Annotated in this window: 1 pseudogene; it reads left to right on the forward strand. The window is 56.9% G+C overall.

The window, feature by feature from the left end:
- Window positions 1-564: pseudogene (locus B3180_RS14795) on the forward strand (exodeoxyribonuclease V subunit beta); the annotation flags it as partial.

Below are 564 nucleotides of genomic sequence, written 5' to 3' on the forward strand. Positions count from 1 at the left end.
AATACGCCACTTTTATTGCGCTGGAAGCGGTGAAAGAGCATCGCAACAACCCGCTCTTTTATTTGCTGAACGGCGGCGAGTCACTAACCGATGAGCTGTACAACGAAGTCAGCGAGCGCTGGCACCAGGCACCGCACACACAACTAACGCGACTGGAAGACGACGAGCCTTTAGTTCGTGCGTTGGAGCAGGAACAAACAACGCCTAAACTCACACCGCGCAGCATGCCCGCAGGCCGCAAACTGGAGCGTTGGTGGGTGGCCAGTTACAGCGCGCTGAAATACGAAGGTGCGGTGACAAAAAGTGTGCAGGCACCGCAGTCGCCCGATGAAATGAACCTGTTGGATGAGCGCGACGACCCGGATGAGACAGAAGTTGCCAGTGCCGCCGAGCCAAGCCCGGACAGCATTCATCATTTACCCAAAGGCGCAGGGCCGGGCACCTTTTTGCATAACTTGCTGGAAGAGTCCGCCAATATCGGCTTTGCGAAAATCGCGGGTGACGCTGCCGAGCGTACCGGGCTGGTAGAGGGCTTTTGTGTCAGTCCTTATTGGCAGGGACACC

The organism is Idiomarina sp. UBA4206 (assembly GCF_002383015.1).
In the GTDB taxonomy this organism is placed as follows: Bacteria; Pseudomonadota; Gammaproteobacteria; order Enterobacterales; family Alteromonadaceae; genus Idiomarina; species Idiomarina abyssalis.